General features: G+C 57.6%; 22 protein-coding genes. 6 read left to right on the top strand and 16 right to left on the bottom strand.

Annotated elements, in window-relative coordinates:
* Positions 1-27: 27 nt before the first annotated feature.
* Complete coding sequence (locus ACN085_RS05695; protein ID WP_419110866.1) at positions 28-603, bottom strand: DUF3027 domain-containing protein; 576 nt, start codon at positions 601-603, stop codon at positions 28-30.
* Positions 604-705: 102 nt separating this feature from the next.
* Here ACN085_RS05695 and ACN085_RS05700 point away from each other — a divergent pair, with 102 nt between their 5' ends.
* From ACN085_RS05700 to ACN085_RS05715, 4 genes are all read left to right on the top strand, one after another.
* Positions 706-951 (top strand): hypothetical protein, encoded by a 246-nt coding sequence (locus ACN085_RS05700; protein ID WP_419099120.1) that lies wholly within the window; start codon positions 706-708, stop codon positions 949-951.
* A gap of 121 nt (positions 952-1,072) precedes the next feature.
* Positions 1,073-1,783, top strand: a complete 711-nt coding sequence (locus tag ACN085_RS05705) for a response regulator transcription factor (RefSeq protein ID WP_419099119.1) — start codon at positions 1,073-1,075, stop codon at positions 1,781-1,783.
* An 83-nt stretch (positions 1,784-1,866) separates the two neighbouring features.
* Positions 1,867-3,276 (top strand): ATP-binding protein, encoded by a 1,410-nt coding sequence (locus ACN085_RS05710; protein WP_419099444.1) that lies wholly within the window; start codon positions 1,867-1,869, stop codon positions 3,274-3,276.
* Positions 3,277-3,533: 257 nt separating this feature from the next.
* Complete coding sequence (locus ACN085_RS05715) at positions 3,534-3,824, top strand: WXG100 family type VII secretion target (RefSeq protein WP_419110867.1); 291 nt, start codon at positions 3,534-3,536, stop codon at positions 3,822-3,824.
* On the opposite strand, the gene ACN085_RS05720 is transcribed toward ACN085_RS05715, so the two are convergent.
* A complete protein-coding gene (locus tag ACN085_RS05720; RefSeq protein ID WP_419110868.1) occupies positions 3,821-4,714 on the bottom strand; it encodes an RNase H family protein in 894 nt (297 codons plus the stop codon). The two genes, ACN085_RS05715 and ACN085_RS05720, sit on opposite strands and share 4 nt — an antisense overlap.
* Before the next feature lie 79 nt (positions 4,715-4,793).
* Here ACN085_RS05720 and ACN085_RS05725 point away from each other — a divergent pair, with 79 nt between their 5' ends.
* Positions 4,794-5,600, top strand: a complete 807-nt coding sequence (locus tag ACN085_RS05725) for a 4'-phosphopantetheinyl transferase family protein (RefSeq protein WP_419110869.1) — start codon at positions 4,794-4,796, stop codon at positions 5,598-5,600.
* 143 nt (positions 5,601-5,743) lie between these two features.
* On the opposite strand, the gene rlmC is transcribed toward ACN085_RS05725, so the two are convergent.
* From rlmC to ACN085_RS05750, 5 genes are all read right to left on the bottom strand, one after another.
* Entirely contained in the window at positions 5,744-6,886 is a 1,143-nt protein-coding gene (gene rlmC, locus ACN085_RS05730) for a 23S rRNA (uracil(747)-C(5))-methyltransferase RlmC (protein ID WP_419110870.1), read from the bottom strand.
* Positions 6,887-6,994: 108 nt separating this feature from the next.
* Positions 6,995-7,147, bottom strand: a complete 153-nt coding sequence (locus ACN085_RS05735) for a hypothetical protein (protein WP_419110871.1) — start codon at positions 7,145-7,147, stop codon at positions 6,995-6,997.
* Positions 7,148-7,363: 216 nt separating this feature from the next.
* On the bottom strand, positions 7,364-8,992 hold the full coding sequence (gene groL / locus ACN085_RS05740; RefSeq protein ID WP_419110872.1) for a chaperonin GroEL: 1,629 nt from the start codon (positions 8,990-8,992) through the stop codon (positions 7,364-7,366).
* A 300-nt stretch (positions 8,993-9,292) separates the two neighbouring features.
* The gene (locus ACN085_RS05745) at positions 9,293-10,177 is read right to left on the bottom strand and encodes a LytR C-terminal domain-containing protein (protein ID WP_419110873.1); all 885 of its coding nucleotides are present in this window, start codon (positions 10,175-10,177) and stop codon (positions 9,293-9,295) included.
* 67 nt (positions 10,178-10,244) lie between these two features.
* Positions 10,245-10,511, bottom strand: a complete 267-nt coding sequence (locus tag ACN085_RS05750; protein WP_419104799.1) for a DUF3263 domain-containing protein — start codon at positions 10,509-10,511, stop codon at positions 10,245-10,247.
* Between the two features lie 64 nt (positions 10,512-10,575).
* Between ACN085_RS05750 and ACN085_RS05755 the strand changes: the two genes are divergently transcribed.
* On the top strand, positions 10,576-11,250 hold the full coding sequence (locus ACN085_RS05755; protein ID WP_419110874.1) for a uracil-DNA glycosylase: 675 nt from the start codon (positions 10,576-10,578) through the stop codon (positions 11,248-11,250).
* A 117-nt stretch (positions 11,251-11,367) separates the two neighbouring features.
* On the opposite strand, the gene ACN085_RS05760 is transcribed toward ACN085_RS05755, so the two are convergent.
* From ACN085_RS05760 to ACN085_RS05800, 9 genes are all read right to left on the bottom strand, one after another.
* Positions 11,368-13,440: a threonine/serine exporter family protein gene (locus tag ACN085_RS05760; protein WP_419099109.1), complete on the bottom strand. Its 2,073-nt coding sequence runs from the start codon at positions 13,438-13,440 to the stop codon at positions 11,368-11,370.
* Positions 13,441-13,508: 68 nt separating this feature from the next.
* Complete coding sequence (locus ACN085_RS05765) at positions 13,509-14,609, bottom strand: lipid II:glycine glycyltransferase FemX (protein ID WP_419099108.1); 1,101 nt, start codon at positions 14,607-14,609, stop codon at positions 13,509-13,511.
* Positions 14,610-14,948: 339 nt separating this feature from the next.
* Positions 14,949-15,227 carry an HPr family phosphocarrier protein gene (locus tag ACN085_RS05770; protein WP_168614631.1) on the bottom strand — a complete coding sequence of 93 codons (279 nt, stop codon included), beginning with the start codon at positions 15,225-15,227 and terminating at the stop codon, positions 14,949-14,951.
* Between the two features lie 127 nt (positions 15,228-15,354).
* A complete protein-coding gene (ptsP, locus tag ACN085_RS05775; RefSeq protein WP_419110875.1) occupies positions 15,355-17,052 on the bottom strand; it encodes a phosphoenolpyruvate--protein phosphotransferase in 1,698 nt (565 codons plus the stop codon).
* 26 nt (positions 17,053-17,078) lie between these two features.
* On the bottom strand, positions 17,079-19,088 hold the full coding sequence (locus ACN085_RS05780; RefSeq protein WP_419110876.1) for a PTS fructose transporter subunit IIABC: 2,010 nt from the start codon (positions 19,086-19,088) through the stop codon (positions 17,079-17,081).
* 57 nt (positions 19,089-19,145) lie between these two features.
* Positions 19,146-20,108 carry a 1-phosphofructokinase family hexose kinase gene (locus ACN085_RS05785; RefSeq protein WP_419099105.1) on the bottom strand — a complete coding sequence of 321 codons (963 nt, stop codon included), beginning with the start codon at positions 20,106-20,108 and terminating at the stop codon, positions 19,146-19,148.
* Entirely contained in the window at positions 20,105-20,896 is a 792-nt protein-coding gene (locus tag ACN085_RS05790) for a DeoR/GlpR family DNA-binding transcription regulator (protein ID WP_419104803.1), read from the bottom strand. Before ACN085_RS05790 ends, ACN085_RS05785 begins: the two co-directional genes overlap by 4 nt.
* A 106-nt stretch (positions 20,897-21,002) precedes the next feature.
* Positions 21,003-21,443, bottom strand: coding sequence for a VanZ family protein (locus ACN085_RS05795; RefSeq protein ID WP_419110877.1), 441 nt, complete (start codon positions 21,441-21,443; stop codon positions 21,003-21,005).
* Positions 21,443-22,558: a histidine phosphatase family protein gene (locus tag ACN085_RS05800; RefSeq protein ID WP_419110878.1), complete on the bottom strand. Its 1,116-nt coding sequence runs from the start codon at positions 22,556-22,558 to the stop codon at positions 21,443-21,445. The genes ACN085_RS05795 and ACN085_RS05800 overlap by 1 nt, the downstream gene beginning before the upstream one ends.
* Between the last annotated feature and the right edge of the window lie 9 nt (positions 22,559-22,567).

Here is a 22,567-nt window from a genome sequence, read left to right on the forward strand (position 1 = left end):
GTGGAGGCCCTGATTGCAACAGCCCACTCATTCTTGGGTAGCGGCCACCGGGGTTGAAGCTGACTTACTCTCGGCATATTCGCCCTCAAAGTCTGCCGCGTCGCCTTCGGGTATTTCCTGATCGTAATCAAGGTCCTCGCGGTCTTCGGGGCGCAGGCGGTCAGCCCAGGGAACCCAGGCAGGGGCAAGAAGAGCATCGTCACCCGGTATCAGCCCAATTTCGCAGACGGTTGCGACCTTAGAACGCGGGGCGCGGGAGAGCGTGGCAAACCAGAACCAGCCCCTGTAGCCAGGGAGGTCACATTCAAAGAGGTGGGTGGTGAGCCGCTCTTCTTCACCGCGCAGGTGGTGGACCGGGCCAATAGAGTTTTCGGGTGCAATGTCAGCCAGCCCCGCAAGAGCTACATCTTTAGCGGCGGCAAGGACGGCATCAACTTTGCTGGTTCGACGCCGGCGGGTAGGTAGGCCCAGGGTCGGCTCGGGAGCCGGTGCCTGGTCCTTTTCAAGCCCTAAACCCTGCTCCGCAGAAGAATCAGGGGCAGGGGGTAGCAAGAACTTATCGCTACCGGTTTCTTGGAGCCCGTCTTTTACCACTTCAGTCATACCCTCTATTAAAGCAGGCTAGCGCGAGTTGTGGGGTTTCCCTCCCACTACCTTCTCAGAACGTGCCCTCCGAGGCGGCCTAATCTTGATACCTTATTGGGTATGGACTCTGACTTTTCTGAAACCCCCGAGCTCCCCTACGGCAAGACCATCCGTTCTTTGGGGGTGAGCTCTCTTGCCCTCATGATTCTGGGTGCTATCTCTGGGCTGGCTATGCTTCTGCTTAAATGGGCGACCGGCTCAGCTCCCCATATCCTGAGTATTATCCCGCTGATGGTGCTCCCGGTCGCTTTTATGGCCTTATTAGCGGCTCTTTTCTTTACTCTGCTTCGCCGCCGAACAAGCTAGACTAGAGCTGTCCCTCTCGGCTCGCGTTTCTGCGCGCATCAGACCCAACCTTTCCCTAATACCCAGCAAAGCGCCCAGCTGTGCACAGGTAGCGCACAGGTAATAAGCGCACAATAGAACTGTGAACATCAAAGAACCTGAAGCAAAATTATTGGTCGTCGATGACGAGCCCAACATTTTAGAGTTGCTGGCAACTTCCCTGCGCTTTGCAGGTTTTGAGGTTGTTACGGCGTCCAACGGGCGTGAAGCCCTTGATAAGGCCGAAACTGAGTCCCCCGACCTGGCCGTCCTTGACGTCATGTTGCCTGATATGGATGGCTTTACTGTCACCCGTAAGCTGCGTAGCTCCGGCCGCCTCTTTCCCGTGCTCTTCCTCACCGCTAAAGACGACACCGAGGACAAGGTCACCGGCCTTACCGTCGGCGGTGACGACTACGTCACTAAGCCCTTTAGCCTTGATGAAGTGGTAGCTCGGATCCGCGCCGTGCTGCGACGCACTCAGCCCCAGCACGAAGAAGATTCACGCCTGCGGGTTGATGACCTAATTCTTGATGACGATGCCCACGAGGTTTTCCGTGGCGACCGCGAAATCGACCTCTCCCCCACCGAATTCAAGCTGCTGCGCTACCTGATGCTCAACCCCAACCGGGTGCTCTCCAAAGCGCAGATTCTTGACCATGTGTGGGAGTACGACTTCAACGGCGACGCCTCTATCGTGGAGTCCTACATCTCTTACCTGCGCCGCAAAATTGACAACGATCCGGAGCTCCCCCCGCTCATTCACACCAAGCGTGGCGTGGGCTACCTGTTACGGACAGCTAACAAAAATTAAGGGGTAAGAGTTTGCGCTCTCGTCTCTCTGTGCACCGGCTGGGTTCGCTTTCATTGCGGACCCAGTTGGTGCTTTTAACGTCTATGCTCCTGGCCCTAGCCATTTCGGTCATGTCTCTGGTCGCTATTTCTGCCATTCGAGCCAAGATGATGGACCAGCTCGATGATGAGATTGAGGCCAGCTACAGCTACCTGGTCACCGCAGTGTACGCAGACCAGCAGCTCTCTCAAACAGAGGGAACTTTTATACCCTACGAGGCCTACCTACTTGATAGCGACGGAAAGATTGTGCGCCCGGTAGCCACTCTGGCCGACGAAACCTCCTCGCCCCTGATCTCTGGGCTGACCGCTGAAAACGTCAAAAAATACAACAAGGCAGCGCTGACGGTCCGCTCGTCAAGCGGGCACACCGAGTGGCGCCTGATTGCTTTCCCTGTGGAGGAGACCCATCAGACCCTGGTCATTGCAGCGCCGCTCACCCAGATCAACCAGACCGTAGCCATCGTAGGCGGCCTGACCTTACTCTTTGGCGTGGCTACTTTGCTTGCCTCCATAGCCCTGACCTGGGTCATTGTCACCCGAGCCTTTGAGCCGCTGGCAAGGGTAGAACAGACCGCCGCCCAGATTGCGGCAGGCGATCTTTCTCAGCGTATCGAGAACTACAGCCCCTACAACGAAATCGGCCATCTCACTACCTCACTCAACACCATGCTCTCCCATATTGAGGAGGCCTTTGACGCGCAAAAACGCTCTGAAGTTAAAATGAGGCGCTTTGTAGGCGATGCCTCGCATGAGCTCAGAACCCCACTGGTGTCCATCCGTGGTTACTCTGAGCTTTACCGTATGGGCGGGCTACCTAACGACGAGGCTGTTGCTATGGCTATGGACCGGATTGAATCCGAGTCAAAGCGCATGGGCCAGCTGGTAGAAGATCTCCTGACCCTGGCACGGCTAGACGAACGGCGAGTGACAGAGAACGCTCAGGTAGACCTGCTCAGATTAGCCCAGGATGCCGCCAACGACGCCTTTGCTTCTGAACCCGACCGAACCATTGAGGTAGTCGGCCTCGAAGGCGCAGAGGCGCTTACGGCCCTGGTCTGGGGCGATGAGCAACGGCTACGCCAGGTGCTAGCCAACCTCATGACCAATGCCCTGCGTTACACGCCCGCCGGCTCCCCCATTGAAATAGCGGTGGGTTCTGTTCCCGGTATCGACGGTAGCTGGACCTCCATGCTCCAGGTGCGAGATCACGGCCCGGGCATCCACGGTGAGGATGCCGAACGCGTCTTTGAACGGTTCTACCGGGCAGATACCTCCCGGACCAGGGAGACAGGCGGGACTGGCCTGGGCCTGGCGATTGTAGCGGCTATTGTTAGCCAGCACGATGGCTCAATCAGTATTGAAGAAACCGAAGGCGGCGGTGCCACTTTCACTATCAGGCTCCCCCAGTACAGCACCCATACAGGCCCGGTTGCTCTCGCCCGGCAAAAATAGGCGGTCTTGCCCCGGGAGAACACTTGTGTATAAATGCCGGGCGAGCTTCATATTGCAGACGCATTTACATCATTTTGGGCTTACGATTGACGTTAAACACCCCGGTTTAGGTGGCCCACCCGAACCGGGGTTTTCCACACCAGCACACGGGGGTAGTCCGCGCCAGGTGAGGGGGCTAGTGTCAAAACACCGGTAGCCAGTTAGACACCGGCACCGGTAGCCAACGACCCAATCTTTATGCAAAAGGAGAGCCTCCCATGGCACAGTTCAACGTCGATGCAGACCTCATCGCCAGCAAGTCAGCCCAAGCCCGCGGCCAGGTAGATACCATCGTTTCAGAGGTCAATGCGCTCACCACCTCCCTCCAGAATCTGCAGGGATCATGGACCGGCTCAGCCTCTGCCAACTTTCAGGGGGTCCTAACTAACTGGCGCAATACCCAGCGACAAGTCGAAGAGTCCATTGCCCAAATCAACGAGGCCCTATCACGGGCCGGCATCAACTACTCCGATACCGAACTGGCTAACGCCTCAATGTTTGTCGGCTAGGCTCGGGTGTCCTGGCGGTAGCGGAGCTTCCAGCTACCGCCAGTAAGCACCCAGGTACTTGAACGGATCAGCAGGCCCTTATCCGTAGGCACTCTGGTTACTAGCAGGGTTGCCTCAGTACCTAACTCAGTTGCCAAGACTTCCTCGACAGGCCCGCTACTAGCACAAGCACGCAGACGGTAGTGAAGGACCGTATCGCGGTCAGTTACCTGGCCTGTTGGAACAACCCAGGCTAGCTCCGGGTGAAGCAAGCTGCCCAGTAGCTTTTCAGACCCATAGATTGAGGGGTTCAGCGTTTGCAGTTCGCAGCTACGGGCCTCTTCCACCGCGTCATCAGCTACCTGCTCTGTGGGCGCTAGAGTCTCAGGGTCAGGGGTATCTGCCGCGGAGTCATCAGGAAACTCTTGCGAGCTCTCACCCTTACCCCAGCCAGGCCCGGTCAGAGGTTCCACGCCATCGCGGTAGGCTTGGGCAGCCTCATTAGCTCTCCGATCAGCCGCCTCATTGAGGGGGTGGCCGGTGTGGCCCTTGACCCACTCAAAAGAATAGGAGCGGCCCTCAATGGCGGCATCCAGTGCCTGCATGAGGTCAAGATTCTGTACCTGCTTACCGTCCGCTTTCTTCCAGCCTTTCTTCTTCCACCCCGGCAACCAGCGGCTAATAGAATCAATGGTGTATTTGCTATCGCAGATAATGTGCAGATGGGTTTCAGGAAGGTGCGCCGTAGCCTCGAAGAGGTCCAGAACAGCTTTGAGTTCACCCATGTTATTTGTCCCGTGAGCCCACCCTCCGGCGGCCCACCGGGTTTCGTCAATGTACCAGGCCCAGCCTGCGGGGCCGGGATTGCCCAGGGCAGATCCATCGGCAGCAGCAATTATTTTCTCGGTCATGGTTCCTCTACCCTCCTACGGACTAGCCATTCCATTCTACGCCCGGCTATAAGAGGGTAGGCACAGCTAGAATAGGAGCATGGTTCACGCTTCAATAGTTGACGGGGCAAGTCACACCCGACTGGCTCTCTTTCTGATGCCCCCGGAGACCTTGCGGAGCGGGCACGGTGTCAGCTGGCTGGCCTACGTCGGTATGACAGAGCAGAAGCGAGCCGCAGAGTATGCAAGCCCCGAAGAGGCCATGAGCTACGCGGCCCAGCACACCCTCATGCGCTGTATCGCTGCTACCGTACTCGGGGTAAGGGATGCAGAAGCCTCACAGATTCCCGTAGACCGCTCCTGCAATCTCTGCCTGAAGTCAGCAAGCCACGGAAAACCCCGCCTTGAGGGAGTAAACCTGAACATGGCGCGCGCCCTTGGCCTGGCAGCCGGTGTGTACTCAGCATCCGATACTGCCCTTGGAATTGACCTGATTACGGTAAGAGACCACTACTTTGACGGCTTTGACCGTATTGCACTAGCTGACTACGAAAAACGTGTCGTGGATTCGCTCCTACCGGATCAGGCCCGGCTGGTACGCCAGATGCTCTGGTGCGCTAAAGAAGCAGTTCTCAAGGCCAGCGGACACGGACTATCTGTTAAACCTAACCAGGTGATGCTAGCGCTACCGCCCCTACCCACCGATATCGGTAGCGTCCACGGGCTCACAGCAGGTGCCAAAGCCTACCTACCGGAGCAGGCAGAAGCGGTACCTTTTTGGATTACCTGGCAGGTCTACGAGGACACCCATCTCGTAGCTGTTGCTAGTAAGGGACCTCACCATCTAGAAGCACAGAAGGTAACCGCTCCCTATATGGTCAAGCGGGCTCTCACACCCCCGCTTTAAAGACAGACCTTCATCGGAGCCTCTAGTCAATCAGTCAGAGAAACTGCCAAGAGTCAAACGCCTGGCCTGGCTCATTTCTGCCCCTACTAGTGTGAGGCTCTTGGTGACCTGACCAGTGCAGCCTGAGCTCTCTGAAGCCTATGCTAGCTGAGCGAATAGCGCTCCAAGAGCACAATTGTCTCGTAGTGGCTACTGTGGGGGAACATGTCCATAACCCGGCCCTTGACCGCTTGCATCGAAGGCATCTGGTGCAGGTCCTTAACCATGGTAGCTAGGTTACAGCTTGAGTAAATAACCCGCTCGATACCGCTGGCCTCAATCCAGGTCGAAAGTTCAGGGCCAAGGCCGCGACGGGGCGGGTTAAGCACCAGCAGGTCGGGTACCTGACCGCTTTCTAGAGCATAAGCCCTGGCATCCTGAGCGGAAAACTCAATACCGGTTAGGTCGTACTCGGCCACCGCCCGGCGGGCTGACTCGATAGCCTCAGGGCTGATTTCTATACCGGTAACTTTGGCCTCTTCGGGCATGACCTGCGCCGCGTGGAGGGCAAAGCCGCCCACACCGCAGTAGAGGTCCCAGAGGGTATTGGGCTGGGACTCCTTTACCCATTCCTGCCCCTGGCGGTAGAGAGCTGCTGAGACCGCTGTATTGGTCTGGAAGAAGCTCTGCGGGCGTAGGTGGAGCGTTAGGTCGTTGACCTGCATCGGTAGGGTCTGGCGTTCGCTCAGGATGATTTCTTCGTCGCCCTCCACCAAGGCGATATGTTCCCTGAGCAGGTTAATACTAAGAACCGCGAGCTGAGGGAGCTGGGTGTGGAGCCAGTCAAGCTCGCGCCGGATAGGTACCAGTAGTTTCTTGGAACGAAGCACAAAGCGAATGAGAAGCTCACCGGCCTCAGAGGCCGTCACCAGAATATTTTTGAGCTCGCCCTTACGCCGGGCAACGCTATAGGGGGTAAGCCCCGCCCGGCTAATTAGCTCCTTGAGCACCGGGAATGTATCTGCTACAGGTGCGGTGTAAAGCTGACAGTCGCTCAGGTCTACACTCGCACCGTCCCGGCTCAAGATACCGAGCCTTGGTTCCTGAACGCTTCCACCCACCACCAGCTTAGCCTTGTTCCTGAACCCGGTTTCAGCACTCGCCACCGGTGCTAGCCACTCGATACCGGGCCACGGTGCCATCAGTTTGCGGGCATCGCTCTGCTTCCCCTCAAGCTGTTGTGCGTAAGGGGTAAGAATTAGTGAGCAGGAGCGGCACAGGCTGGCATCGTAATAGTGGCATTGCATAGCGTGACTATCTTACCGCCCCCTGTAAGCAGGCGGTAACGGAAGATAAAAGCCGGCACCCCGTTCCGGGGTGCCGGCTCAAAAGGAAAACACAATCACTATTAACTTTTAGCCACCGGTCCCAAAGGCAACATCCTGGCGAAGGGCCTCATTGCTCTTCTTCTCCAGCTTGGTCCACCCATCTGCTAGGTAGGCACCCAGCAAGAGAGCCAGCAAGCCTACGATAATTGCGTAGAGAACAAGATCCACGAGCGTGGCCATGAGCCTCACACCTTTCAGTTTCGCCTTTGAGACTGATGAGTAAAACTTAGAGGAAACCTCTTAAGTGATTTAAAGAATACTCCCAATAAGTGTGAACCACAATACCCTTATCTGCATTTTTTAGTCAGCGTCCTTAAAAGAGAACTCCGCCCACCCCAAACGGGGCAGGCGGAGTTCTCAGCTCAAAGAGCGGCTACTTACCAGGCAAGCGGCAGACTACATCATGCCGCCCATGCCACCCATGTCGGGGGCAGCCGGTGCCACACCAGCAGGCTCAGGCTTATCGGCAACAACAGCCTCGGTGGTCAGGAAGAGACCGGCAATTGACGCTGCATTCTGAAGAGCTGAGCGGGTGACCTTTACGGGGTCGTTAATACCGGCGGCCATCAGGTCCTCGTACTCACCGGTTGCGGCGTTCAGGCCGGTACCAGCAGAGAGGTGACGGACCTTATCGACGACGACGCCGGGCTCCATGCCAGCATTGAAAGCAATCTGCTTGAGGGGAGCGTCGATGGCAACACGGACGATGTTGGCACCGGTTGCCTCATCGCCGGTCAGTTCCAGCTTCTCAAAAGCCTTCACGCCAGCCTGAATCAGGGCAACACCGCCGCCGGGAACAATACCCTCTTCAACAGCGGCCTTAGCGTTGCGGACGGCGTCCTCGATGCGATGCTTGCGTTCCTTGAGCTCAACCTCGGTAGCAGCGCCGGCCTTGAGCACAGCAACACCACCGGCAAGCTTAGCCAGACGCTCCTGCAGCTTCTCGCGGTCGTAGTCAGAGTCAGAGTTAGCGATTTCGCCACGGATCTGAGCAACGCGGCCCTCGATGGCCTCAGGGTCACCTGCGCCTTCGATGATGGTGGTCTCGTCCTTGGTGACAACAACCTTGCGGGCCTGGCCCAGCAGGTCGATGGTTGCGGTATCAAGTGACAGGCCAACCTCTTCGGTAATAACCTGTCCACCGGTCAGAATAGCGATGTCAGCCAGCTGAGCCTTCCGGCGGTCGCCAAAGCCAGGAGCCTTAACGGCAACAGACTTGATGGAGCCGCGCATCTTGTTCAGAACCAGCAGGGCCAGGGCTTCGCCCTCAACATCCTCGGCAACAATCAGCAGGGGCTTACCGGCCTGCATGACCTTCTCCAGAACGGGAACCAGGTCCTTGACGTTGGAGATCTTGGAGCTAACGATCAGGATGTAGGGGTCCTCAAGGACAGCTTCCTGACGGTCAGCATCGGTAACGAAGTAGCCAGAGAGGAAGCCCTTATCAAAGCGCATACCCTCGGTCAGTTCAAGGGTCAGGCCGAAAGTATTGGACTCTTCAACTGTGATAACGCCTTCCTTGCCGACCTTCTCCATAGCCTGGGCAATGAGCTTACCGATTTCGGGGTCACCAGCGGAGATAGATGCGGTTGCGGCGATTTCCTCTTCGGTCTCAACTTCCTTGGCAGAAGCGAGCAGTTCAGCGGTAACAGCTTCTACAGCCTTTTCGATACCGCGCTTGAGGGAGAGGGGGTCAGCGCCAGCGGCAACATTGCGCAGGCCTTCGCGGACGAGAGCCTGAGCTAGAACGGTTGCGGTGGTGGTACCGTCACCGGCAATGTCGTCAGTCTTCTTTGCGACCTCCTTGACCAGCTCAGCGCCAATCTTCTCGTAGGGGTCTTCAAGTTCGATTTCCTTGGCGATGGAAACACCATCGTTGGTGATGGTGGGGGCGCCCCAGGCCTTCTCCAAGACAACGTTACGACCGCGGGGGCCGAGAGTTACCTTTACTGCGTCTGCGAGGGTGTTGAGGCCCTTTTCAAGACCGCGGCGTGCTTCTTCATCAAAAGCAATCAGCTTTGCCATATGGCTTTCGCTCCTTCTGGAACATTAGGTGTGAGCGCGATTAGTCGGTGCCCGCGACGGACGGCGCTACCGGGGCCGCCATAGGGGCGGCACGGGGAGGACCTCACCAAGAAATCGCTCAGGTGTTTTACTCAGAGCCACCCGGGTGCAGAATCTAGCACATGATTTAGCAGTCCAAGCCTCTGAGTGCTAACTACAATCTTGGCACCTGAGCCCAGAGCGCGCAAACCTATTATTCGCTTTGAGAAGCCTTAATCGCCAACAGCGCACAAAGCTACAGCTCCCGGGCTTAGATCTTGCTTAGCCCTGTGTGTATGTTCCAGTAGCAGAATCGTAGATATAGGCACCGGCAGGATTCAGTACATAGGTGCCGGTAGCAGGGTCCAGGCTGTAGCGCTGGGTGTTCTGGGTAGCGGTTCCCGTAGTCGCTGAGGCTGGTGAACTGGCATCAGTTCCGGAGTATTCAACGTAGGCACCGGTAGCGGGGTCCACACGGTAGAGAACCTTACCCGAGGCCAGGGCCTCTGTCTTGCTAGTGGCGGTGTAAGTCCCGTTCACCGGGTCATAGACGTAGAAAAGCTGGCTATCCCCTGTTGCTGTCGAGGTGGCAGCATCCGCGCTGGCCACTTGGGTCTGCTCTGCGAGCGCGGTGGGGTCGAAGTCTGCTCCGAGCACCACATAGACCTCACCGGTCTCGGCCTGGAAGTCTTGGTTGATGTAGGCAATACCTAAGAGGTCAGCGACTTCGTTGGCTTCTGATGAGGCCCCGGTAGCAAAGTAAACCATGGACTCGGTGGCATAGGTACCGGTCCAGTTGGTGGTTTCAGTAATCTTGTAGTTTGCTTTTTGCAAGACACTGGCGGCGGTGCTGGCTGAGCCTTCGGGGGCGCTTGAGTTATAGACCGCTACGGTAACGCTAGCTGGGTTGGTGCTGGGGCTGGCATCGGCGGTAGCTGTTGCGGTGGCTCTTGCCGATGCGGTCGCGGTTGTGGTACCCGGGCCAGCAGTCCGGGGCGAAACCACGTACATGATGCCGCCCACCAGGAGGGCGAGAATACCGCTGATGATGACAGCCAGCAGGCCAGCCCGTGAGGTTGAGGTGTCGGTGACTCGTCCGCGGTAGGCACCCCGCCGGGAGGAGTTTTCTTCGACATCATCGAACTCGTCACGGGGGTAGGTGTTCACTGGTCGCCTCTTTCGGTGCACGGTTGCTACGGGGGTCAGCTTCTAGGGTACACTCCCCCGCCCTGTTTTAGGTGAGTCGGTTGCGTGTGAGCCGGAGCTTGCGGGTAAGGGCCGGTTCAGCGGCAATAGCGCGCGGATTATCGATCAGTGCATTGAGTTGCTGGTAGTAGGCAATCGGGCTCAGCCCCAGGTCTTTGCTGATGGCCTGTTCTTTACTTCCCTGGTACTTGAAGCGTTTTTTCTCCATATCTAAGATGGCGCGCTCCTGCTCGGTAAGCCGGTGGGTAGAGCTAGTCTGAGACTCTGGTGTGGGTGAACCGGCTGGCATGTTCATGGGTCTTCTTTCGGTGGTCTAGTCTTATAGGGAGAATACCGCATACAAGAGGAGAACAAGCGCCGTGCCTGCTCAGCCCCTACACGAGATTATGGACCCGGACTGGGCGCAGGCCCTGGCACCCGTGGAGCCTCAGATTAGGGCTATGGGTAATTTTTTGCGGGCCGAGCATCAGGCTGGCCGGGCCACCCTGCCCCCTGGCCCGGATATTTTTAGGGCCTTCACCTACCCCATGAGCCAGGTCAAGGTTCTGGTGCTGGGTCAGGACCCCTACCCTACCCCCGGGCACGCTATGGGGCTAAGTTTCTCTGTACGTCCCGAGGTCAGGCCGGTGCCACGTTCCCTGCACAATATCTACAAAGAGCTCAACACCGATCTGGGCATCACGCCCCCGGATCACGGGGATTTACGGGCCTGGAGCCAGCAGGGGGTCATGCTCCTCAATAGGGTTCTTTCGGTGGGTGCTGGGGCCGCAGGTTCCCACCGCAACCTGGGCTGGGAACAGGTCACTACCGCCGCTGTTCAAGCCCTGGTAGCCCGGGGCAGGCCGCTGGTAGGGCTACTGTGGGGCGCAGATGCCCGCTCCTGCAAACCGCTACTGGGTGGCTACCCCTGCGTGGAGTCACCGCACCCCTCGCCGCTCTCTGCCTCGCGGGGTTTCTTTGGCTCTCGACCCTTTAGCCGCGTCAATGAGCTCTTGCTCGCTCAGGGGGCCTCCCCGGTGAACTGGGCTCTCTAAAGCCCTGAAGCAGATCGGAAAATCTACCGGTCTCAGTTATCTATCCCACTCAAGGCGGCAGCTGAGAATGCCACCCCTGGCCGGCTCCTAAATGATAGGGGAAGATCTGGGCTCACTTTAGCGGTCCCGAGTATCTTTCGGATCTTGTTTTTCTGTTTGGAGCTGACCCGACGCTTGCTGAATAAAGTACTGCATCAGGTAGCTACCGAGGACCACCCCGGACGCCATAGAAAGGATAATTGAAATTGCCGCAACCATCCCCGGCACACCAGTCGAAGGATTAGCCTCTACGGTGAAGATATAAAGGCCCCGGAAAATGGAAAGACCGGGCAGGAGAAAAGTTAGGGCCGGTACATAAAAGATAGAGGCTGGGGCCTGCAAGCGGTAAGCCAAGAAGGTGCTCATGAGGCCAATGACCAGAGCCGCAAAAGCGGTATTGGCACGTCCTGCACCAGCCCCAAAAAGGAAAGTGTAGCCCTGGTAGACCCAAAAACCACTGGTAGCAATCAGTAAGTTCCATAAGAGTGTCTGCCAGCGGGCGTGAGTTGTGACCGCAAAAGCCAGGGAAGCTAGCATAAAGAAAAGGTAGCTTACCCCCAAAGAGGCCCCCACAAAGCGGGTCTCGGTAATATCTAGTTCTCTAATGTCTAGAGCTGTCAGGACTGCCACCGCTGAGGCAAGCCCCACCACAATACCCAAAAATGACATGCCCGTCGAGACGAACTTACCTGCTGCGGTCAGCGGGAAACCGTTGAGGGCGTCCTGGACTGTTGATACTAACCGGGCGGTAGGCAGAAGCATGATCAGGCCCGCAGCCACAATGTGCGGTGCGCTCACGTGGAGCCCCAGCTGGGAGAAGATAGACGAGTCATCGGAAATAAGAATAGATGCGAACGTTACGACGCCCGCGCCCGCAGCCATGTTGAAGAAGCTGGGCATCTTGAGACGTGAAATCACACTGTTCACAAAGTGAATGGCCAAAAAGACGATACCGCCTACAGCGCCCGCCGCCAGCGAACCGCCCAGAGCCAGCACCAAGGAGAAAGCCGCTAGCATGTTAGCCAGCATGATAATCATGGGCGAGTAGGGCTTCTTAGCAGTATTAATGCGGTGCAGGCGGCGTTCAGCCCGATGCCGTGGCAGATTGCCGGCGGTAATCTCGGTGATTAGCTTATAAATGTCATCTAGGGCCGCATAGTTCTCGGACCAGGAACGAACCACGCGCAATACCGTGTGGCTAAAGCGTTCTTTGCTCGAGGACATGGCTCCAGAGCCGGAGAAGTCAATTGCCCGGGTCTGATCATCAACCTCATCAATATCGGAGACGTAGTTGATAATAACCGACTGGTTAGTGATGTCGATTTCAACGTCTTCCAGACCATAGGCGGCGCACACCGCAACGATTGCGGAGTCCACATCAACCGTATCTGCCCCGTAGTGGAACATGGTCTCAGCCAGTCGCAGGGAGAAGTTGAGGACCTCACGCGCTTCTTCTTTCTCGCGCACATACTCGGCCCGGTGGGCGGAGGCGATATTGAAAGGGCGCTGGGCCAGGCGGGCGATGCCGCGCATCGGTTTGGTCAGGGACTGGTCCGTGCTCACAAAAGACTTAAGCGACGAACGCATACGCGAAGGCCGCTTGGGTGCAGTCAGGGGCCGTGCCACGGTATGAGCACCCGCTACCGAGGGGTAGAAAGCCTTCTGGAGTCCGCCCGTCCTTGACGCTGTGGGCCTATCATCGACTGGTGGAGGTGTTGCTTCCGTGCTGGGCGGTTGGGCCTGGTTGAGACTCAGGTCAGTGGCCGGCCCAAATGCGGAAGGTACCTGATAGGTTGGCGGTGCTAACTGGTCAAAGGCAGATGCTGGAGCGGGGCTTGCGGTAGGGCTATCCTGCCCCTGCACCGGTGAGCTGGGGGCATCCCCCAGATGAGCCAGGGCATCGCGAAGCTTGGGATCGCGCACCTGAGCCAGGGACACTACCGGAAGCGCACCACCTAGCGACCGGGGGGCCTCCGAGTCCTGGGCAGCCATCTGCCCCGTAGCGGGTAGCACAGATACGGCAGTGTCGGCACGGGGCAGAAGCCCGGTTTGTCCAAAGGCACCGCTATCTTCTGTGTTATCAATACCTGTTTCAAATGCAGAGGCAGAAGGGTAAGCCTTCTGCTGCAAGCCGGTAGAGCTCTTGCTCACTGAAAGGGATACTCCTTCCGCCTCATCGGTGAAAGTTCAAGATAACCGCCAAAGCGGTTCGTGCTGGTTTAGTAGAAAGGCTGACCGGTCTTACGAACCCAGAGCTGACGCATGACCTTCTCAACACTGGTGTTCCAGGCCTTATATTTGAACGGTGAAAGCACCTGGTCCCAGACACCAACGTAGTCGATGACCTCCTTGGTGAAGGAGGTCTTAAAGAGACCCAGGCCGTAGTGGTGGTGTTCCTTGTTCTTCAGCTGGTCCTTTGGCGGGGTGCCGCAGAAGTCGTAGCTCTTGATACCGAACTCTTTCATGAGGTCAGTCAGCGCAGTCCACTGCACCTGGTGGGAGTCACCGTACTGCTTACGCCGGGGCTTGGAACCGCCGTCCTTGTAGGTTCCCTTTTCCCCGTAGCGAATGACATAAGCGCCCACGGAAGGTTCACCGTCTTCATAGGTGAAGTAGAGGCGCCCCTGCCCGGCCTTTTCAAAGGTGGTCCAGAAGTCACGGTAGTAGTCGTAGGAGCGCAGGTTCACCTGGGCGTTGCCCTGGCCCACAGTGTCCATGAGGGCGTACATCTTCTTCATGTTCTCTTCAGTTAGCGGCACGCGCTCCACCTGGCAACCTTCGCGCAGTGAACGACGCACGGCATTACGACCGCGTGAGGAGAGCGACTTGAGGACCTCCTCTTGGCTCTTATCGGTTGCCAGAATAGCGGTGGAGTCATTGGGCTGAATATTCCAGCTCTTGACCAGGCCGCTCTTAGCCATGAGAGCCTTGGTGGTTTCGTCAGCGATAATATCGGGTTCAATCTTGATAGCAAAAACGCCGAGCTTTTCGCGGGTGACGAATTCGCGGTTAGCGTCCAGGATCGCGGGGATCTCTTCAACAGAGTTCACGCCGGGACCCTTGATCATGTACCAGATCTTGCCCAGGGCAGGAACAGACTTTTCAAGAATCAGGTTGTAGCTGGCGAAGGGAGCGCTCTCACCGTTCAGGACGGTGGTGCCTTCGTAGACCAGGTAGAGGGGCTTCCAGCCGTGCTTGGCTTTGACCGAGGCGAAGGAAGCTGACTGCAACAGGTTACCGCCGCCGGGGCTGGCGATGACGTGTTCATCCCATTGGGCGATTTCGGTGTCTGTGGCGAAGCGGGCGGTGAAGTCTCGCAAGGTCCCTCTTTTTCAGGTTGGGTACGCGGGTGAACGCGAAAAATTCTAGGTTCAGTGTTCCAGTTTATCGACTTGTCGCTAACCCGTGTAGCCCGCAAGGCGGGTAGGGTGCGTGTTTTATGCTAAAACACAGCCTGGCCCCTGCTCCATACGGGGCGGGGGCCAGACATGTAAATCAGTTAGCGACACAGTATATCGTCGCCGTGAAGCTTTAATTACTTGGAATCGTAATCAGCCAGCAAGTCACCGTACACGGTGACTTGGGAGCTGGTGAAAGTGGTGCGGTGAGCGAAGCGAACCCCGTAACCGACCACGATGACACACAACTACTTCAGATAATTACTCGGCGTCGTGGTCGGTCTCGAGGATCTTAACCAGGCTGTCGAGTGCTTCTTCAGCGCCTTCGCCTTCTGCACGCAGAACGACCTTGTCGCCGTGCTTAGCACCGAGTGACATCAGGGAGAGAATGGAAGCTGCGTCCATTGCCTCGTCTGCGGGCTCACCTTCAGCGGCGATGGTAACTTCAACGGGGAGGTCACCTGCTGCTTCAGCAAAAATCGCTGCGGGGCGGGCGTGCAGGCCAACACGGCTTGCGATGGTGGCAATACGTTCTGCCATGGGATTCTCCTTATAAAGAGTGCGGATTTGTTGTCCACTACTGAGTCTAAATCAGGGGCAGCACCTTTGGGGCGTGTTACCCCTGATTTTGACGACTTTTATTCAGCAATGAACGAGTTGGTTTAACTTACAGACCGAGCTCATCGAGGATGGGCAGTTCAGAGCGAGCTGCCGCCTTGGCTTCAGCCGATGAGATCTGGCTCAGTGCCTTGTGAGCAATCTGTTGTGCCTTCTCGGGGGTAACCGACTTGAGCACAGCGGAAACAGCGGCCATAGCGCCAGCATTCATGGAGAGGGTATCAACACCCAGACCAACCAGGACAACAGCCAGTGCGGGGTCAGCGGCAGCTTCGCCACAGACCGAGACGTACTTCTTCTTACCGGCAGCTGCCGAGGCTCGCTTGGCGCCTTCAACAGTTAGCTTGATCATCTTCAGGACGGCAGGCTGCCAGGGGTTGTTCAGGTGAGCCAGGTCGCCCAGCAGGCGGTCAGCGGCCATGGTGTACTGAGTCAGGTCGTTGGTACCGATAGATACGAAATCAACCTCACCCAGGATAGCCTCAGCGTTTACAGCGGCGGCAGGGGTTTCTACCATGACACCGCGGGTCTTCAGACCAACCTCATCGAGCATGTTCTTGAAGTTACGGGCTTCGCTGGTCGTTGAAATCATCGGAGCCATGACCCAAATGTCAGCTTCGGTGCCGTCAGCTGCTGCCTTAATAGCCTCAAGCTGACGCTTAAGAACACCGGGCACAGTCCAGTCGGTGCGGAAGCCGCGAACACCCAGCGCGGGGTTCTCTTCTTCCTTGACGTTGAGGAAGGGCAGGGGCTTATCGGCACCAGCATCGAGAGTGCGGACTACGATGTGCTTGCCGGGGAAGGCATCAAAAACAGACTTGTACGTTTCGGTCTGGGTCTCCACCGAAGGCTCGGCATCGTAACCCAGGAACCCGAACTCGGTGCGGAGCAGGCCAACGCCTTCTGCCTTGAGGCCGGCTGCCTTCTCGGCGCTCTTGCCGTCACCGACATTAGCGTAGAGGGGTACGCGGGTACCGTCGGCCATCACCCCAAGACCGTCGAAGTCTGCTAGTTCCTTGCGGTTAGCGTACTTCTGCGCCAGGTCGCGGTGCTCAGCGGTGACCTCGGTTTCAACGACGCCTTCGTTAGAGTCGATGTAAACCTCGGTACCGTTTTCAATCTCGGTAACCCCCTTAGCGGCAACGATAGCGGGCAGACCCAGGCCTCGGGCCAGGATAGCGGTATGAGCCTGAGGGCCACCGTCAGAGGTAATCAGAGCGATCACCTGCTTAGGGTCCAGGGTTGCGGTATCAGCCGGTGCCAGGTCAATAGCAGCTAGGATGAAAGGCTCAGATGACACCGGAATACCGGGGGCCTGCTGGCCGGTCAGCTCAGCAACGATGCGGGCGCGAACATCGTGGATGTCGGTCACACGCTCAGCCATGTAGCCGCCCAGGGCAGCCATCTGGTCAGCAAAAGCCGATGCGGCTTCCCATACAGCGAGTTCAGGTGCCTTACCCTGCTTCTCCACAATCTGGATTGCGCTCTTGAGCAGGGCGCGGTCAGTTGCCATCTGTGACGTGGACTTAAGCACTGCCTTGCCGTCACGGCCCGCATTTTCAGCACGCTCTAGCAGACCGTTCTTGACAGTCTGGGCAGCGGCCTTAATACGTTCAGCAGCCTGCTCGGCAGTCTCCTCAGCTGACAGCTTCAGAGATGAAGAGGGGGCCTTGATAGGTTCAGGCATCTGCAAAACTTTGCCAATGACGCGTCCGGCGTAGACGCCGACGCCAGTGTAGGTAGTCATAGTGTTTTCCTTAGTGTTGGAGGGGTTTAGGCAGTTGCCTCGGCCTGACGACCGGCAAGTGACTTGAGAACAATATACATGACAGAGCCGACGATAGTGCCTGCCAGAGCCGCAAGAAGGAACATGACCGGATTCTGCACAAGAGCGATAATCCAGACACCACCGTGAGGCGCAGGGGAAGCAACACCAGCACCCATGGAGATAGCACCGGCAACAGCGGCACCAACCATCGATGAGGGGATTACGCGCAGGGGGTCAGCGGTCGCAAAAGGAATGGCACCTTCGGAAATGAAGGAGGCACCCAGCAACCAGGCGGCCTTACCGTTCTCGCGCTCAGGGGCGCTAAAGAGCTTGGGACGAACAGTGGTTGCCAGAGCCATAGCCAACGGCGGCACCATACCGGAGATAATGACAGCGGCCATGACCTGCTGGGAGGCCAGGGTACCGGCGGATAGGCCTGCGGTCGCAAAGAGGTAGGCGGCCTTGTTAACGGGGCCACCCAGGTCAAAGCCCATCATGGCGCCCAGGATAAGGCCCAGCAGAAGGGCAGAAGCACCGGTCATGGAGTTCAGCCACTCAGTCAGTGAGCTGGTAATCCAGGCCAGGGGTGTACCGAGCAGGAAGAAAATCAGACCGCCTGCAAAGAGAGTAGCGACCAGCGGGGTAATCACCACGGGCATCATGGATGCCATCCAGCGAGGTAGCTTCAGCAAGGAGAGCCAGTAGGCGCACAGACCGGCTAGCAGGCCTGCGACGATACCGCCTAAGAAACCACCACCAACAAGCACGGCAACAGACCCGGCAATGAAGCCCGGTGCGATACCGGGGCGCTGGGCCAGACCGTAGGCGATATAGGCCGCCAGAATCGGAACCATAGCGTTCAGGCCAAAGGCCCCAATCAGGTGTAATGATGCCCCTAGATAGAGAGATAGGGGCACTCCATCAAGGTTCAAGAGGCTGGGATGTGTAACTGAATCATCTTTAAGCCCCAGGATAAGCTGAGGATCAACATCACCTAGGTTGGGCATGGTTACTGCTTCGAGCATGAAGCCGATAGCCAGAATAATGCCGCCAGCGGCCACAAAAGGAATCATGTAGGAGACACCGGTCATCAGTGCCTTATAGATGCGACTACCCCAGGGGCCGCCCTCATCGGCTGATTCGGAGGAGTCGGCGGAGCTAGGGGCAGCAAGGCGCTTACCGCTGGGGCTAGCGGCCTCGGCCAGGGCCTCTTCAAGCATGACCTTGGGTTCGTCGATAGCGCGCTTAACAGCCCCCTCAACAAAGGGTTTGCCGGCAAAGCGCTCACGACCGCGAACGGGCAGAGCTACAGCAAAGACAACGGCATCTGCTTGATCAATTTCAGCCTGGGTCAGCTTTTCACCGCCGGAGGACCCCTGGGTCTCCACCTTGAAGTCATAGCCCAGCTCTTCGGCGGCGTATTTGAGGCCGTCAGCTGCCATATAGGTGTGGGCGATACCGGTGGGGCAGTTGGTCACAGCCACAATCTTCTTACGGCGGGCAGAAGACTCGGTAGCGGCTTCTGCCACGGGGGTAGCTGAGGGAGCTTGGGGTGCTTTCTCGCGCACGCCCAGAGCATCCTCAACCAAGGCAAGGACCTGGCTGGCGGTTTTTGCTTCGCGCAGTGCAGCGGTAAAGGACTTTTTCATCAGTGAGCGGGCCATCTGAGAAAGAATCTTCAGGTGGGCTTCATCCCCGTCTGCCGGCGCGGCAATGAAAAAAATGAGGTCAGCGGGTCCGTCCTGGGCACCAAAGTCAACGGCGGGTCTAGGCCGGGCCATTGCAAGGGTGGGTTGGGTAACGGCCTGGCTCCGGCAGTGAGGAATGGCGATACCGCCGGGAATACCGGTGTCGGTTTTCTCTTCGCGGGCGCGGGCCGCCGCGTAGAGGGTGTCATAGTCGGTGGACCGGCCAGCTGCGGTGACCAGCTTAGCCAGATGCGCTATAACCTCAAAGCGGGAGTTTCCGAGGTCCTCATCAAGGCTGATGAGGTCCGCAGTGATCAGAGCAGACATGTGCTCCTCCTCGGGGTATGGGTGGGTGAGTAATACTGATGTGTCTTTTGGAGTTATCTACAGAACCAGTTGGCGCAGGGTCACCAGTGCAGGTGCAGTTGACTCCACAGTAGGCACCTGGGTACCGGGCAAAGAAGCGGCGGCTGAGCCGTGAGCTACTGCCTGGACCAGGCATTCAGGCAGAGTTTTGCCCTCTTCGTGGGCAATGAGAAAACCTGCCAAGGAGCAGTCCCCTGCCCCGACGGTGGAACGAACTTTCACCGGCTCGTGGACTGCGTGCCAGGCACCTTCAGCAGTTACCAGTACAGCGCCGGCCCCGCCCAGAGTGGCCAGGACCATTTCGACACCGCGGTCTACCAGTTCCTTGGCGGTAGCGGCGCTCAGCTCGGGGTTCTTTTCCAGTTCGTCGGCCATCTCTAGCTTGCCGACCAGTTCGGCCAGTTCCTCGGAATTGGGCTTAATGAGGTTGGGCATACCGTCCAGGCCAACCAGCGCATCACGCAGGGCCGCGCCAGAGGTATCGACAGCTATTCGGGGTGCTTTTTCGCCCAGGGATTCGCGGATAGAGCGACCCACGACCGCGTAGTAGTCGGTGGGCACACCGGCAGGCAATGAACCCGCCAGAACCAGCCAGGAAGCGTCAATGGTTTCTTTAATCATCAGACGGGTGAGCTGTTGCTGGGCAACGTCATTCAGTGGCTGACCGGGCGCATTAATCTTGGTGGTGGTGCCATCGGGCTCAACAACGGTGATGTTGGACCGGATGGGCGAGCCAATCGGCATATTCACAAAGGGAACACCCTCGTCTTTGAGACCGGCCAGGACGGGGTCCTCAGCGTCGCCGGGGAGTACCGCAACGGTCTCAAAACCGGAGATATTGAGAGCACGCGCGATATTTACGCCTTTGCCGCCGGGGTCGGAGGCCGCCCCGCTGGCGCGCTGAACGGCTCCGCGCTTAATTTGGTGGTCTAGCTCCACGGTGCGGTCCATACTGGGGTTAGCGGTTAGGGTTACGATCATGCGATAAGCACCTCTACATTGGATTCTTCAAGCGCGGCAGCAAGTTCACCGTCGGGCGCTTTATCGGTAATAAGCGTGTCAATATCGCCTAGACCTGCGAACCGGACCAGGGATTCCTGGCCGAACTTTGCGGAGTCACACAGTAGGACGACGCGACGGGCAGATTTAACGATGGCGGTTTTGACGATAGCTTCGTTCAAGCCGGGGGTACTGAGCCCAAACTCGGCGTCCAGCCCGTTCACACCGATGAAGGCGATATCGGGGCGGATCGTTTCGAAGTGGGCGGCGGCACGGGTTCCTACAGCGGCCCAGGTCATTTTGCGGAGTTGCCCACCCACCATATCGAGCACGATGCCATCAGCCTCAGCAAGTTTCACGGCGATGTGAAGCGCATGAGTAATAATCAGGCGGTCGGCACCAGATTTAAGAGAAAAATCAGCGGCCGCGATACGGTCAGCTAAAATTTCGATAGTTGTACCTGCATCAAGAACAACGGCCCCGGCATCGGAATCGCGCAGTAGCTCGTAGGCACGCAGAGCAATTTTCTGCTTTTCGGGGGTGTTCATGTTTTGGCGCAAGGCTATGGAGGATTCAACGGATGTTGACTGCTCTACAGTTACAGCACCACCGTGTACTCGGCGCAGTTTTCCATCGGCTTCGAGCGCGGCGAGGTCACGACGGACTGTTTCCATCGTGACTTCGTAGCGTCTAGCCAGGTCTGCGCCGTTGACACGGCGTGCTGAAGCTACCAGCTTTGCTATTTCGGCACGTCGTTCTTCAGCGAACATGTCTTTATCACCTTAAAGATTGAGATGGGCTAAATAACCCTATTATTAGTTGATTTTATGTGGGTTTTTGTGGGTAAGTCAATGTAAACCCCTAGAAAAAAGGGCTTCAATCGCTCTTTTTGTTGCGTTTTGCTCTCGTTTTGAGCAAGCCTAAGGCGAAAACCCAACCGATAACACAGCCTAAAAAATTGGCTAAAACATCCAGCGGTGAGCTGGTTCGCCCCGGCATGAAGTGCTGGATACTCTCAATGCTAAGGGTAGAGACTAGCCCGCCTAGGGGAATGAGCCAGAGGCGTTCGGGGCGCAGGAGACAGGTAAAAAGTAGGCCGCCGGGGATGAACATGACCACGTTGGAAAGCCATTCAACCTGCCCGTAGCCGAACCAGGCAGGTAGCCACCCCTGGGCGTGAGCATGAGCCAGCAGGCGGGCTAGAGTTTGGCCGGTATCGCCCGAGTCAACGTGTACAGGCCAGAAAACCATAAAGGCTACAGCGGCAAGGTAAAGACCTACCAGGGCCCACCCCAGGGCTTTAGGGTAGCGAGCCACTAGATTTTGCCGTTCAGCAGGGGCTCAGCATTCTCGTTCCAACGGGCCAGCCCCACCAGATCTACCTGAAAGGGTTCAGCGTTAGCGATGGTTCCAAATTCGTAGCCGTGGGTGGCAGAAAGTGCCCGGCGAATCAGGGAACCGTGGGACACCGCAAGTACCCGCTGACCGGGGTAGTCCCGGGCGATCTGACGCAGGGTCTCGATTCCCCTGGTGTAGACAGAGCGTTCGCTTTCAACCCCGGCGTAGTAGGCATCGGGTTCCCTGCGGGCCTCAGCGGAAATATCGAGCCCTTCTGCCTGACCGTAGCCACGCTCCACCAGCCCCTCGTAGGTGCCTGCAAGGGTCAGGCCAAAGGCAGCAGCCATAATATCGGCGGTTTCTTGGGCCCGAGAAAGCGGGGACGAGACCACCACATCAAAGGTGAAGCCGCGCTCAATCAGGGAGCGGGCGGTGTCACGGGCCTGGGATCGGCCGGTATCGTTGAGGGGAATGTCGCTGGATCCCTGCATGAGGCTGAGCTTGTTCCAATCGGTCTGACCGTGGCGGATCAGCATAATGGAGCTGGCGCGGCGAGCCGGTGCTAACTCGGTAACCGTGCCGTTGTCGGGAACCGGGACTTTCTGGCCGGTGCGTGAGCTCATCAGGCGGGAGATGAGCATACCGTGAACGGCGATAATCAGGTTCTTACCCGGGTAGTCAGCTTCTACCTGTTCCAGGGCCTGCTCTACCCTGTTGAGGAAGTCCCCCAGGGGTTCAATATCGGCGGTTTCGTTCTCGACAGTTTCCCATAGCTCAGGGTAGTTTTTGATGCCTTCGAGGTCTTTAAAGGAGCGCTCTGCTAGACCCTCGTAGGAGCCCAGTACGGGCAGGCCCAGCTCATCGGCAATAATCTGCCCGGTCTCTGCGGCACGGGAAAGGGGTGAGGTGACTACGCCGTGCCAGGTGAAGCCGGGGTCTGTTTCTTGCTGGATGTGGGCGTACTCACGCAGGTTGAGGGCAGCCTCCTGGGCCTGGGCACGACCGGTGTCGTTGAGGGGTATATCGCTAGAACCCTGCAAGCGGCGCTCTAGGTTCCAATCGGTCTGTCCGTGTCTGATAAGTACGCTAAGCATGGCTCCCAT

This window comes from Rothia sp. P4278, from assembly GCF_048512945.1.
GTDB lineage: Bacteria > Actinomycetota > Actinomycetes > Actinomycetales > Micrococcaceae > Rothia.

Bases quoted from the DNA above. Each gene is read 5' to 3' on its own strand.
- ACN085_RS05695 (WP_419110866.1), bottom strand. From the start codon at position 603: ATGACTGAAGTGGTAAAAGACGGGCTCCAAGAAACCGGTAGCGATAAG.
- ACN085_RS05700 (WP_419099120.1), top strand. From the start codon at position 706: ATGGACTCTGACTTTTCTGAAACCCCCGAGCTCCCCTACGGCAAGACC.
- ACN085_RS05710 (WP_419099444.1), top strand. From the start codon at position 1,867: ATGCTCCTGGCCCTAGCCATTTCGGTCATGTCTCTGGTCGCTATTTCT.
- ACN085_RS05715 (WP_419110867.1), top strand. From the start codon at position 3,534: ATGGCACAGTTCAACGTCGATGCAGACCTCATCGCCAGCAAGTCAGCC.
- ACN085_RS05720 (WP_419110868.1), bottom strand. From the start codon at position 4,714: ATGACCGAGAAAATAATTGCTGCTGCCGATGGATCTGCCCTGGGCAAT.
- ACN085_RS05725 (WP_419110869.1), top strand. From the start codon at position 4,794: ATGGTTCACGCTTCAATAGTTGACGGGGCAAGTCACACCCGACTGGCT.
- rlmC (WP_419110870.1), bottom strand. From the start codon at position 6,886: ATGCAATGCCACTATTACGATGCCAGCCTGTGCCGCTCCTGCTCACTA.
- ACN085_RS05735 (WP_419110871.1), bottom strand. From the start codon at position 7,147: ATGGCCACGCTCGTGGATCTTGTTCTCTACGCAATTATCGTAGGCTTG.
- groL (WP_419110872.1), bottom strand. From the start codon at position 8,992: ATGGCAAAGCTGATTGCTTTTGATGAAGAAGCACGCCGCGGTCTTGAA.
- ACN085_RS05750 (WP_419104799.1), bottom strand. From the start codon at position 10,511: ATGAACATGCCAGCCGGTTCACCCACACCAGAGTCTCAGACTAGCTCT.
- ACN085_RS05770 (WP_168614631.1), bottom strand. From the start codon at position 15,227: ATGGCAGAACGTATTGCCACCATCGCAAGCCGTGTTGGCCTGCACGCC.
- ptsP (WP_419110875.1), bottom strand. From the start codon at position 17,052: ATGACTACCTACACTGGCGTCGGCGTCTACGCCGGACGCGTCATTGGC.
- ACN085_RS05780 (WP_419110876.1), bottom strand. From the start codon at position 19,088: ATGTCTGCTCTGATCACTGCGGACCTCATCAGCCTTGATGAGGACCTC.
- ACN085_RS05785 (WP_419099105.1), bottom strand. From the start codon at position 20,108: ATGATCGTAACCCTAACCGCTAACCCCAGTATGGACCGCACCGTGGAG.
- ACN085_RS05790 (WP_419104803.1), bottom strand. From the start codon at position 20,896: ATGTTCGCTGAAGAACGACGTGCCGAAATAGCAAAGCTGGTAGCTTCA.
- ACN085_RS05800 (WP_419110878.1), bottom strand. From the start codon at position 22,558: ATGCTTAGCGTACTTATCAGACACGGACAGACCGATTGGAACCTAGAG.